A 12,717-nucleotide genomic window follows, 5' to 3' on the forward strand; every position below is an offset into this window, starting at 1 on the left:
TTCAGCGAGACGGTGGATCACTAGAGTCACCGAAGACGCGTTCGTATTCCTCCGGCGAAAGCTCGCGTTCGAGCTCTTTTTTTAGTCTCTCATAGAGCGACTGATCTTGAAGGGCGACAGAACGCGCCATGGCCTTTGCCCCTTCCGCATGCTGCTCCGATACATGCAGCTTGATCTTTCTTGTCAACTGCTTCAGGGAGCCGTGTCTGCCCAGTAGCGCACTGGAGACACCAACCCCGACGATGATCTTACCCACGGTGAATGGATTGATTCCCCACATCGAGGCTATCCGTTGAGAAATCTGGAAAACGAATCCGATTCCTTCGAACGGGCTGTAAACAGCTCAAATAGCGAGCGGATCAACTCCCGGTACATTGACTTTGTCTCCTCGTCTGCCGACTCACTCTTTGAAAGCTCGGTCAGGTTCTGGACAAGGGTCGTGAAGTTCTGACTGTTGATCTTCATGTCGGCGCAACGAGCCTCCAGTGCTGCCTTGAAGGCGCTCTCTTTGGCGCGCAAGGCATAGACCTCCTTGAAAGAAGAAAGAATCGCCGGAAGGTTTTCGACAAGCCCCTTGGCAAGAATCACGCTCATATCAAGAGACGCAGCAGGGGCTACTGGTAGGTCTTCAGGTGTGTTGGGCATGGCTAAAGAAGAACGGGACGCGCGAAATGATTACTTCTTGTCGGTGACAAGGTCAACGAGCTTTTTCACCCCCCAGGCTGAACCCACCGCTATGGCAGGAACAACAAGGACAGTGCCGGCAAGCATCCCGCCACCAATCAGACCGCCTAGGGCGGCCAGGCCAGAGGTAATGCCTGCAGCGCTGAGGCCAAACACGCTTCCCGAGCCAGCGATTGCGGCTATCGGAACACCTGCCGCAGCAAGATTGCTGGCACATTCCTTAAGCATGGCCTTGAAGGCATCTGAATCGGATGGCGTTGACTTCAGCTGCCACAGGTGGAATTGAACATCTTTGATGGCCATCACTTGATCTCTCGTGATGCCAAGCTGGCTTCCAATCTCCTGCACGTACTCGAGTTCCTCCACGGAGATATATCCGTTACTCAATGCAAGAAGGAAGAGATCGGAAATCAAGGTGAAGCGCAAATCGCTGTCATCGAGGGAATGAAGAGACGCTAGGACTTCTGACCTGTGCTCTTCCTTGAAGTGAAAGACAGCGGCGTAGACCTTGGCTTTGCCTTCATCTGAAATTTCAAAGGCCTTCAGCTGCTCATCCAGATGCTTTCTCTCTAGCTCGTCGAACTTCCTGTCAACGTTGCTAAGTTCAGCAATGATTGAGAGGTAGGCAACGCGCTCAGCTTCTGGATAGGCAAGCAGCGGATGGGTCACTTGATTAGTCATTGGAGACTTGGTTCAGATCTTGACGGATAGGGCTGGTCTTGTAGGCATTGCGTATGGCCTTTATGGCCTGCTCTTGGGTGACGGGGTGTCCGTGGACAAAACCAAGAGCACCCAGCAAACCTGTTCTTGCTCTGCCGACTTCCTGGATGGAACTCAGCAGGTTGTGCTCACTGGTTCTGATGCCCAATTCACCCAAAAGCCAGAGCAACCCATACATCTCCTCCTCGGAGAGGTTGGCTGCCCAGTGGGTGTATTTGCCGAGGCTCAGGCGTCTTCGGTCAAGAACAAGCGGTTCTGGGTTTTCCATGGTGCTTGAGGGCTGATGGGTGGAGTGGCTTGAAATGGAGGCTTAGTAGACCTGCGGGTTATCTAGCTTCAGTGCCGCTGCGTTCTCCAGCACGATGCGGGCGGTCTGGTCGTCGATGCCGTTGGGGGCTTTGACGTGGACCTCCACAGACAGGTTCACCTCGGCGCCGGGTAGAGCCTGCAGGTGACTCATCACCTCCTCGAGGAACTGGCCCATCTGCAGGCCCGCGCGCACAGGTTCGAGCTTCAGGGAGCCGGTGAAGGTCGTGCGCTGTGGCGACGCCTGCGGGGGTGGTGGATTGACGCCAGTCCCTGGCTTGCCAGTGCCTTCGGCGGTGTTGGTGTTGGTCGCGCTTGTGCCCGTTCCGGTGGCAGTGCCAGTCCCAAGGCCAGGACCAGTTCCGGTGCCACTGCCGGTGCCCGTGCCTGTGGGGGGAGGATCGACGGGCTTGGCCCGCTCCGCCTCGATCTGGGCTAGGGCCACCTCGTCTTTGACGATCAGCATCCGCATGGTGGCGGCGCTCTGAAACTGCCCCTGGGGCTTGAGGCCGATAAAGCGTCCGCTGGCCTCATCAAAGGCTTCCGCCAGATAGAAGGTGCTTTCGCCCTGCAGGGAGGCCTGGGCATTGGTGAGGCCATTGAAGATCACGTCGTCACTGCTCAGCCGGGGCAGGTAGAGGTACTTCCGGCACCAATCCACCAGCTCCTGCACGCTGACTGAGTCACGGTTGGCCCAGAGAAAGTTGTCGAGGTTGCGGCGGATGCGGCTGGCGCCGATCTCCACATAGAGCGCCTCCTCGTCCTTGCATTTCTTCGAGACGCGATCGGCGAGGCGCGGTTCACCGCCGGTAAGGCGGAACTCATCCCAGGACGGACCCTGGTTTCCGGGCTGGGCCTGGTGAGGGAGCAGTAGATGGCACCAGGTCTCCGGGATGCGGACATCAATCGCGTCGGTGGCGTCCTTGATGCGCTTGGCGGCCAGGTTCACCTGGCTGAGGGTGAGATCAAGCTCCTCCCGGTTGTCGCTGATCCGCTGCCAGGCCTTCTGCGAGGCGTAAGCGTCCGCAAGATCTTCAAGGGACCGCTCGTCGGCCGCAAGGAACACCAGGGTGTTGGCGTATTGGCGCGGACTGGTGCCACGCGCGGAGAGCACCTCCTTCGCCCAAGTGAGGGCTGCACTGTCTTCACCCTTCTTGTGGGGATATTGGGAGGGCACCACCACCAGACGGGTGGCCGGTTCATCGGGGACGGCCGCACTGTTGGGAGGAGTGAGGTGCAGTCCGGCAAAAGCCCCGCGACTTTTGCCTTCGCGGTCGAGCTTCTGGTTCAGCTCCACCAGCAAGGTGTCTCGGTCGTTGAGATAGCTCTGCTTGTGTTCGTCGGCAGTGCGGTTGAGGTTGGGCTTGGTGTCGAGCCAGTAGCGGTCACCGTCCTGGTTGAGAAAACGGGCTTGATCACTCAGCCGCCGTAGGGCATCGCCAAACACCGCTGGAGCTTCTCCCGGCATGGCGCAGGCGAGTTTGATGCGCTGATCGCCGATACCGGGCTTGGCGGCTCCTGAACCCGGAGCGGTGCCCATGTAGATGCTGCGAGAAACGCGCTTGCAGGCGCTGAGCCGTCCCAGGTTGCTGTTGGCGGCGTCGATGCGAACAGGGATCGAGCCCTCACCGTCGACGTCCTGGGAAATGATTGGGTCCCACTCATTGGGCAGGTAGCGCAGCAGCTCGTTCTTGACCTCGAGGTCATCGAGCGGCATGGAGGAGGGCATGATCATTACGTCTTTGCTGCCGCCGTTCCAGAGCTCCTCGATGGTCTTGGCGAGCAGGCGCAGCACGCCGCGGGTGCGCTGAAAGTTGGGGAGGGTGCTCCAGTCGTCGTAAAGGCGTTGGAACAACTCCGGGTGGATGGGATAGGAGGCCGTCAACTTGTCGCCGTAGTCGGCCTCGCGTGTCTCGGCGGGGAACTCGTTCTTGTTGAGCGAGTACATCTCCTTGAAGGAGCGGACGACGGCGTCACGATGGGCCCCGGCCTCATCACTTGGGATCGGCTCAAACAGGCGGCGACGCACAATCTCAAAGCCTTCGTTTGGACTGGCAGGGCGCCACTCCGTTGCAATGCGCTGCAGCACATTGCGCAAGCCCTCCAGCGCTTTCTCACCATTCGAGCCCCCTATTTCGTTGGTGCTCTGTGGCACGGAGATCAACAGCAGGGCATTGGGCACCTGCTTGGCGGCTTCCGTAAGCGCCTGCGCGAAGGAGACCTGAGAGTCGTAGGTGCCGGCAGGCAGGTCGTCTTTGCCGACAAGATTGCGGGCGTAGGCCACCCACTCGTCGATCAGCACCAGGCAGGGAGCGCACTGCCGGAAGAGTTCAGCGATATCCCGGGCACCGGGGGAGATGCGTTCGCGGTCGCTGTTGGCCACGATGGCGTAACCCGCTGGGCCACCCAGCTGGTAAGCCAGCTCACCCCAGAGGGTGTTCACCACAGTGCCGTCGGCCTTGGTGGTGGGTTCCGCTGCACTGAAGGCCGTTCCCACCAGAACGGCAGTGTTGGCTTTAGGGACGCTCTTGATGCCCACCTCGGCGCACACCTCTTCGAGGCCGGTGAGGAGGTTGAGCGGGGTGCCTGAGCAGAGGTGATACAAGGCCAGCATCGAGTGGGTCTTGCCGCCGCCGAAGTTGGTCTGCAGCTCGATCACCGGGTCAGCGGCCTGGCCGTTGAGGCGAAGCAAGGCGATGCGCAGCAGATCTTTGAGGCCACCGGTGATGTACGTGCGGCGGAAGAACTCGGCAGGGTCGGTGTATTCCGAGCTGCCCTTGCCCTGGCGCACCTGGTCGAGGTCGGCGGCGAACTCAGCCTGTTGATAGCGACCGTGGATCACATCCTGGTGCGGGGTGATCACATCCCGCCAGGGCACCAGACCCGCCTTGACCTGGTTTTCGGTGGTGGTCTTGTAGCGGACCTTGTTGCGGGCCCGCTCGGTGTACACCTGCTGCTGCAGCTCGGAGCGCAGGTCGCGGATGGCTTCCGCCTGGGCTACAGCGTTGATACTGCGGCAGAGGCGAACGGCGGTGTCGAGGTAGCGGTCGGTGTCGTCTGAGGTGATTGGCTCGGAATGGGCCCACTTGTTGCGGGCCACCTTGAGCTCACTCACATAGGCCCGATCTTCCTGGCTGAGCAGCTGCTTGAAGACATCCCCCCAGTACTTCATGAACAGTCCCAGGAGGGCGGAGACGTCATCCAGGTTGCTGCCTGGTTCAAGACGCTGCTGCCAATCCGAGCTCAACCTCAGGGAGAGCTCTCGTTGGAGGTAGGGCTGCAGCCCATCGCGGACTTCGTTCAGCGCCTTGCCGACGCGCTCACTGTTGGTGATGGCCATGGGACTGGGTGGGGGTTACAGCAGAGAGGACTGAACGGGGTTGGCAGCCAGGGCTGAGAGTTTTTCAAGCTCGGGCCAGGCGATCACAAGGCCGTTGTAAGCACGTGCTTCTTCTGGCTGCTTGGTCTTTTCGCAGTGGTTGTAGAGGCGGTAGGCCAACGCTCTGCAGTTGGCTGGCAGATTGCCGTGACCAGAGATTTCTTTGAGCCGAGCCAGTAGAGCAGCGGCCGACGACTCGCCACTATCCAGACGTTTAATGAGATGTTGTGTGGCCTCCCAGATGCAGAGCCTGTCATCTTGCATGGGATCCCAGTCGTCATCTAGTTGATTTCGGCGAAGTAGCTGGACCTTGCCTGCGACAGCCTTGAGAATTCCTGAACGAGCGACTCCTTCCACTGAAACATTACGCGCTCGCGCAAGTCCTTCGGCATCGCCAAAGCTGCGCTCACTATAACCATAGCTTTCAAAGAAGGTAAGGGCAAATCGGCTATCAGCGTCTAGTTCTCCCTCGTCCTGAGTTAAATACTCATCGAGAGCAGCATTGATTTCAACAAGAGCATCTCTGACAGACATCGGTCTATCGCCTTGATCGAGCACTGCAGAGGCACTGCTGAACACCGCCATGCCTGGCCCAATGACAGCTTGCGCTATGTCAACCGGAGCAATATTGGCACTTTCAAGTTTCTTAAGTGATTCTGCGAGGCATCTGCGCAGTAGGCGTCGGAATTCTTTTCTGGTCAAAGATTGCGCGGAACTGTCTTTGCTCCTGCAGACCAAGACGACACATGAAGCGAGGGCATTGGTACCCGAAGCCAAGAGCCGCCCTTCTTTTTCTGTCCTAAGAGGCCAAGTTGCGGTTATTGAAAGCCCAGCAGAAACTATTGCTTCCAGGAATGACTCCCAACCAGTGCTTGCGTGACCACCGTCTTCTACGCTCTCAGTTTGCTTAAAAGCATAATACAAAGTAATTGGATACGCGGGATGCGTTCTACTGGCAATATTTACAAGTGCTCCCGTCATCCCATCCAAGAACGCTTTGTCAGCCTTCTCACGTGATCCATATCGATAAGAGGAGGCGAGCAGCTCTTCTCCTTTTGGACTGGCTATTGTTTCAAACAAACCGGGCAGGCTTCCAGCAAACATCCGCTTTTGCCATACATAGAAAAAGTCAGCTAGCTCTGAGTAGCATATGTTGTCATAGTAAGGCGGGTCTGTGCTTATTACTTGCTTGTGACTCGCGGGCTCAGGCGTGAAAGACTGAGCCGGGGCCGCATATGCATGACCGGGGGAGTTTGGCGTAGCAGCTTCAAGGAAATCCTTGACAATCTTCAGGCAACTGCGAAAGTCGCCACTGGATTTCCCAAAAGGATTTGCTTCTGCATACTCCCATGTCATCGCGAGCGCTTGACGGGGCATGCAATCGCGTAAAGCACTATCTTTTGGCAGCCATCCCGATAGATTTGTTCCATAATAGATCATTCGATCTACTGAGATACCAAGATAGACACCTATGGCCTCCCTATAGCGAGCCAAGCACTGCTTTTTCTGCTGAATAACACCTTCATGGCTCTCTTCTGCTTCCAGCTCCGAAGAGGCTTCAGCAAAAATTCGACGCACCTCATCGGCAAAGACTGAATAAGCAGTAAGCTGCCTATCTGTGAATAGATCTCCAAACTTCTTCATGCCATAAAGCGGAGTCTTAAAGTCTCTTGGGTTTTCTGGTATGTCAAGGTCAGGCTTCCATGACGGCTTTGCATCTTTCGCCGCCTCTGCGTCTATGCCTCTTGGAGGCAGATAAACGCGGCCATTCTTTGACTGAGCCACAACCGCCATTAACACTGAACCAATTCTTCCAAGCTGCCCTTGATCGCGAATATATTGATAGTTAACAGGATCTCCGGAAGCCTGGCAAATAAATGCAGATCTTTTTCCTGCACTACTTCCTTTCTTGATTGCAGTCAAATCTGACGGCTTCCCGTGGTAAACGTCGAATCCAAGAATGCCATCTTTGTAGGTGGGAAGACAGTAGGCTTCTTTCCCAGGCTTGCTAGAAAGCAGATAGGATGTCGCGAGAGGGGTAAAGCAGTTCTTGAAAGCTGGACTTGGGCTTTCGACAGTCCGTGCCCAAATCCAAGCGGTGCAAGTTAAGGTTTGGCCCTTCAAGTGGGCAAGATCCGGCCTAGAATCTACGAGTTCTTGGTCAATTCTGTAGGATGGATACAGGTCGCTCAGCTTCTGCTTTGCTCGTTCAAGAATTATTTCTCCGTAGTACTCGATATCCTGGATTAGCCCTTCGCAGTTGTCTTGGATAAAAGCGGCCCCCTGCGTGTTCGCAGAGGAAAGCGAGTGGGCTGCCTTTCCCTTGAATTGATATGGATACTCGATAATTGCTTTATTGATAATCGCCGATACGGGATTCAAGTCACTCGCTACCGCGGGAATCCCAAGCCACTGGGCTGACACGGGGATGCTTCCGCTTCCCGCGAATGGATCCCACACTGATGGTGGAGTCTCCGGATTAAACAAACTAGGCCGTATCCCTTTATCAAGATTATCTTGGCAGGCTCTCCGCCATGTCTTGAGTATTTCTCCTAGTGCTTCCTTTCTGATGTTCTCGTTCCGAGTGTTATCCCATTTAACAAGTTCCGATATTAGCCGCAGGAGTCTCTGCCTCTCTTTATCCTGGGACTCTAGGTCGGGAAATTCTTCTGGTATTTCAGATGGATCGTCAACCATCTGTGCGAATAGGACGCCGCGTGATGATGCAAGAGGTTTTGGTGACCACCATTTGTGCACGGCGCTTGGAAAGCCCTTGGGAGATTTTGATTTCCGATGAATGGCTTCGTTATTTATGGCATCAAGAGGCAATAGGACCTCGATCAGCTTTTTGCGGCGTTTGACGGGGTGGTCGCTGGTCATGGGTTAGTGCGGGTCCTCCGCAACGGAGAGCAGATCAGAAAGGGAAAAGTTGGAGCCGGTGGAACCAAAGCCAGGGCGGCCCCAGTCGATCCCACTCACATACCGCGGCGGGGAGGCTCGATCGCCGCTCACCGTGCTGATCGCTAGCCGGAACTTCTCGGGCTGGTTGTTGCCACACTTCAGCTCGTTGTAGGTGAGGGTCAATGAGTCGGCTCCCTCCACCCGGCCCTTCACCTCAATGAACACCAGCGAACCATCGGGTCCCCCAGATTCGATGTCGAAACCAATGCCGCGCTCGGCGCTCTTGTCCACCGGGGTGCGGCCCAGGGCGCGTTCGGCTGCAAACACCGCCTCCATGGCCAGCAGCTCCACCCGCCTGCGGGCTTCGGCATCCACGCTGGCATCGGGTGTTTCGCCGCGCAGTTGGCGCAGCAGTCCTCCCGGCACGATCAGTGCTCCTCCTTTGATCAGAGGCAGCCGGGCGCTGATCTGGGCCTCGGCATCGAGGGCGGCCATGCGTTTGCCCAGCCGGCTCACCAGCAGCTCGGCGCGCTCCTTGGCCACATGCGCCGGCAGGCGGGTTCGCTTACCCGCAGTGTCCTTGTGCTTGAGCTCCTCGTACTGACGCGACCAGTGGTTGATCTGCCGCTGCATGCGGGCCTGGATTTCCTGGCGTGCCTTGTCGATCCGCTCCAGCCGTTCCCGCTTGATCTCCTCCAGGTGCTGGGGCACCAGGCTCTGCATCGCGTGGGCGAGCACCAGCTGGTCCCAGTCCTGGTTCAGCCAGCCATCCCCCAGTAGCGGCTGGATCAGCTCCAGCTCACCCGTGCGCAGCGGCCGGTAGTCGAGATAGGGAGCGGAGCCGGCGCTCTTCACCGCGCCGGAGCGGGCGATCTCCAGGAACACCAGCCGGTTGGAGATCAGCTGCTGCTGCCGCTGACGGTTACGGCGTCCATCCTGCAGGCCATGCTCCAGACAGAACATCAGCCGCGGCTCGGCCCCCAGATCGTCGTCGTCGATCAGAACCGCCCCCTGGCTGAGCACCTGGCCGTGGCGTTCCCAGATCAGGGAGATGCACGCCTCGAGCAGGGGATGGCCCGGGCTCACCAGCTCGGCCCTGGGGCTCTGCCCCACATGCTCCTTCTCAAAGCAGATCCGCTCGTAGCGGGGCTGCACCGGCACCCCCACTCCGATCTGCTGGTCGCGATCGAGCAGCTGCGGTGACACGTGGGTGATCTCGTAGCGGCCCTCCTCCCTGGGGAAGGCTTTGCCGCCCAGCCGCCGGAATGCCTCCAGGAAGAAGTCGTGCACGTAGTGGGGATGGACGCGGCGCGCCATCGCCCGCTCCATCTGCTGGCGCAGATCTCGCACCTTGCTGGTGTCCATCCCTTGCTTCACCAGGGCTCGGCGCTCCAGTAGCTCCAGCAGGTGATCGGACTTCACCGCCTCATCGATCTCCTGCATGCGGGCTTTCACCGCCGGATCGGCGTTGTAGAGCACCGCATCCATCAGCAGCTCCCGCAGCGAACGGCCGCTGAACAGCTGGCCGAGCACGTCGAACACCTTGTCGCCGAGGGCCTTGCGGGCGTTGTCGAGCTTCTCGAGCAGCTGGATGTAGACCTCGCCCTCGCGGGTGTCCTGCGCCAGCAGGTTCCAGAGGTGGCAGACCTCCTGCTGACCAATCCGGTGGATGCGCCCGAAGCGCTGCTCCAGCCGATTGGGGTTCCAGGGCAGGTCGTAATTCACCATCAGGTGCGCCCGCTGAAGGTTCACGCCTTCCCCCGCGGCGTCGTTGGCCAGCAGCACCACCACCTGTGGATCGTTCATGAAGGCGTGCACCACCTGCCGCCGCCGGTCTCGGGGCACGCCGCCATGGATCTCCACCACCGCTTCCTCCCGGCCGAGGCGGTTGCGGATCTTGCGGGCCAAGTCGGTGAGGGTGTCCTTGAACTCGGTGAACAGCACCAGCTTTCGCCGGCCCCCGTTCTCATCCACCATCTGAGGGGCATCGAGGATCCGGTCCAGCTCCATCCACTTGGCATCGGTGCCTGAATTCACCACCCGCTTGCTGAGCACCTCCAGCTCCTTGAGGACCTGGATCTCGTGCTCCAGTTCCGCCAGGGTCTGAGCTGAGGTGGCGTTGTCGGTGAAGGCGTTCTCAACCTCCTCGATCTCAGAGGCGGTGTCCTCCTCGTAGAGCTCGTCGAGGTCATCGGCCTCCAGAGCCGCGAGCTTGCGCTCCAGTTGCAGCCGGTCACCCACTTGCCGCCCCTCCAGCAGCAGCCGTTCCTCCTTGAGCCGAGCTTCCAGCCGCTCCCGTCTGCGCTCGATGGAGCGGTGAATCGCAAACGGTGAGCTCGCCAGGCGGCGCTGCAGGGTCATCAAGGCGAAGCCCACGTTCACCCGCCGCTTGCCACCTCCTTCTTTATCGGCATTGCGATCAGCGCGGTTCATCTCATCACGCACGTACTCGGTGACGCGCTCGTAGAGCACCTTCTCGCTGGGGCTCAGCTCGTACTGGGCGGTGTAGCTCCTGCGCTCCGGGAACAGCTTCTTGCCTTCAAAGGTGTAGAGGTCTTCCTTCACCAGCCGCCGCATCAGGTCGGTGGGATCGCTCCGGTGCACGGCATCGCGCTCCTGCCCCTCAAAGCGGTCTTCATCCAGAAGGGCCATGTAGAGCTGGAAGTCCTCCTCCTTGCCGTTGTGTGGCGTGGCTGTCATCAACAGCAGGTTTCGGGCGTGGTTCCCCACGCGCCGACCCATCTCGTAGCGCTTGGTTCGCTTGATCTCCCCACCAAAGGTGTGGGCACTCATCCGGTGCGACTCGTCGCACACCACCAGATCCCACTCCGGCGCCTGCTCCAGCCGGGTCTGCAGCTCCTCATCCCGGGCGAGCATGTCCATCCGGGCGATCAGCAACGGACGCTGCTCGAACGGGTTCCCCAGGCCGGTGGCATTGATCAGGTCGCGGGTGAGCAGCTCGAAGTTGAGCTCGAACTTCTCCTTGAGCTCGTCTTGCCACTGCTCACTCAACGACCCCGGCGCCACGATCAGGCAGCGCTCCAGCTCGCCCCGGATCAGCAGCTCCTTGATCAGTAGGCCGGCCATGATCGTCTTGCCGGCGCCTGGGTCGTCGGCTAGCAGGAAGCGCATCGGCTGCCTGGGCAGCATGTGCTCGTAGACCGCACTGATCTGGTGAGGCAGCGGGTCGATCGCGCTGCCGCTCACCGCCACATAGGGGTCGAAAAGGTAGGCCAGCCGGATGCGCTCGGCCTCGCTCACCAGCCGGAACTGGTCGCCGTCGCCCTCAAAGCTCCACTTGCGGCCACCGGAGACGATCTCCAGCTCGGCCTCCTTGTCCCGAAACAGGATCTGGGTATCGATCGTGCCCTGACCGTCCCGATACACCACCTGGGCGGCCTCGCCCATCATCTGGGCCGTGATGATGCGGACAGCCTCGCGCCCTACCAGACCCTTGACCTGGGCATCGGGCTTGAGGTCTTCCAAGCGGGCGGTCATCGCGGCGTGCCCCCCTGTGGTTCGACCGCCTGTGGCGGGTGGGGTGGCATGAGTGTGAGGGGACGCTGCGGCCAGTCTGCACCTAGCGGCAGCGATGTGGCAGCACACCAGAAGCACTTCGAGCCGCGAGTCTTGGATCTATGCACGGAGCACATACTTTCAGCCCTCCAGCTGTTGCGCGGCGCCGATCCGGCCCAGTTCCTGGGCGGTGTGGCGCAACACCGGGTGCTCCTGCCAGTCGGCCGGCAACGCCAGCCAAACCGGACAGTGCGGGCGGGAAGCCCGTGGCCCCTGGCCCAGGGGCCAGCGCTGCAGGCAGGCCCAGGTGTCGGCCTCCCGATCGGCTACCACCAGAGCCAGGGCGCTGCCCTGGATCCGGCCGATCCAGTCGTCTGGGGTCTGCAGGCTGTTGCCGCCGCTGCGCAGGGGGAGCCCCAGCTCGCGCAGGAGCCGCCGCAGGCCGGGCGCCACACCCCGATCTGGCACCAGCACCTCCGTCACACGCCCGCCGGGGGCAGGCCTGCCGGGGGCAGATCCCACCAGCACGGGCGCCTTGGGGCAGAACGCGAGGGCCAGGGGCAGCTGCCCCAGCGGCAGCAGTTCCAGCTCCTGGTGGTTCAGTCCTTCCGCCTCCTCCAGCTCCAGGCCTGAGATCAGGGCACCATCGAGCACGCCCTGGCGCACCAGCTCCAGCCAGTTGGCCGCCGCCCGGAACCGCTGGGGGGTGGGTAGCAGCCAGGGGCAACCCGCCAGCAGGGAGTGATGCAGTAGGTCGCTGCCCAGCCGGGCGACACCGGCGGCGAGGCGATGGGCGCGGCAACCCAGCCGCAGCAGGCGCATCGCGGCCGAGGTGCCATAGCCGCATCCCCAGAGCTGGCGGCGATCACGCACCAGGCCGAAGTCCTCCGAGAGGAGCCGGTAGCGGCGGCTGATGGTGGGCTGGCTGAGTTGCAGCAGCCGGCTGGTCTGCACGGTGGTGCCGCAGAGCTCCAATAGATCGAGCAGGCGGATGTCGTGCAGCAGCTCCGGCAGCCGGTAGTGATGGGCCTGGGCCAGCGACGGGGGGCGCGGGGAAGCCATGGGATGGAGGAGGCGCTGGGAGCAGCCTCAGCAGCGCGGGCCGTTTTTCTGCTGTTCTCCCTGCGAAAGAGCAAAGCCGCTCGACAGAACCCAGTGAGAGCGCGAATCTGAATCTGCTCTTTCGCTTGTAGAGCCTTGCCGTGGCGCGC

The 12,717-nt window shown here is 60.2% G+C and carries 8 protein-coding genes; all 8 read right to left on the reverse strand.

Annotation, left to right across the window (positions count from 1 at the left end; all coding sequences use genetic code 11):
- Window position 1: 1 nt before the first annotated feature.
- The 8 genes from VB777_RS16355 to VB777_RS16390 all read right to left on the reverse strand — a co-directional run bounded on the left by VB777_RS16355 (window position 2) and on the right by VB777_RS16390 (window position 12,568).
- Window positions 2–256: a hypothetical protein gene (locus VB777_RS16355; protein WP_323250273.1), complete on the reverse strand. Its 255-nt coding sequence runs from the start codon at window positions 254–256 to the stop codon at window positions 2–4.
- A 29-nt stretch (window positions 257–285) separates the two neighbouring features.
- Entirely contained in the window at window positions 286–645 is a 360-nt protein-coding gene (locus VB777_RS16360) for a hypothetical protein (RefSeq protein WP_323250276.1), read from the reverse strand.
- A 30-nt stretch (window positions 646–675) separates the two neighbouring features.
- Window positions 676–1,353, reverse strand: a complete 678-nt coding sequence (locus tag VB777_RS16365) for a TerB family tellurite resistance protein (RefSeq protein ID WP_323250277.1) — start codon at window positions 1,351–1,353, stop codon at window positions 676–678.
- Between the two features lie 4 nt (window positions 1,354–1,357).
- Window positions 1,358–1,672, reverse strand: coding sequence for a hypothetical protein (locus VB777_RS16370; protein ID WP_323250279.1), 315 nt, complete (start codon window positions 1,670–1,672; stop codon window positions 1,358–1,360).
- Window positions 1,673–1,714: 42 nt separating this feature from the next.
- A complete protein-coding gene (locus VB777_RS16375) occupies window positions 1,715–5,050 on the reverse strand; it encodes a DUF499 domain-containing protein (RefSeq protein ID WP_323250280.1) in 3,336 nt (1,111 codons plus the stop codon).
- 15 nt (window positions 5,051–5,065) lie between these two features.
- Window positions 5,066–7,969, reverse strand: a complete 2,904-nt coding sequence (locus VB777_RS16380; RefSeq protein WP_323250282.1) for a DUF1156 domain-containing protein — start codon at window positions 7,967–7,969, stop codon at window positions 5,066–5,068.
- A gap of 3 nt (window positions 7,970–7,972) precedes the next feature.
- Window positions 7,973–11,488, reverse strand: coding sequence for a helicase-related protein (locus tag VB777_RS16385; RefSeq protein WP_323250283.1), 3,516 nt, complete (start codon window positions 11,486–11,488; stop codon window positions 7,973–7,975).
- Window positions 11,489–11,647: 159 nt separating this feature from the next.
- Window positions 11,648–12,568: a hypothetical protein gene (locus VB777_RS16390; RefSeq protein WP_323250285.1), complete on the reverse strand. Its 921-nt coding sequence runs from the start codon at window positions 12,566–12,568 to the stop codon at window positions 11,648–11,650.
- Window positions 12,569–12,717: the final 149 nt, after the last annotated feature.

Origin of the sequence: Synechococcus sp. CCY9202 (genome assembly GCF_034931685.1) — a bacterium.
Lineage (GTDB): Bacteria > Cyanobacteriota > Cyanobacteriia > PCC-6307 > Cyanobiaceae > CBW1002.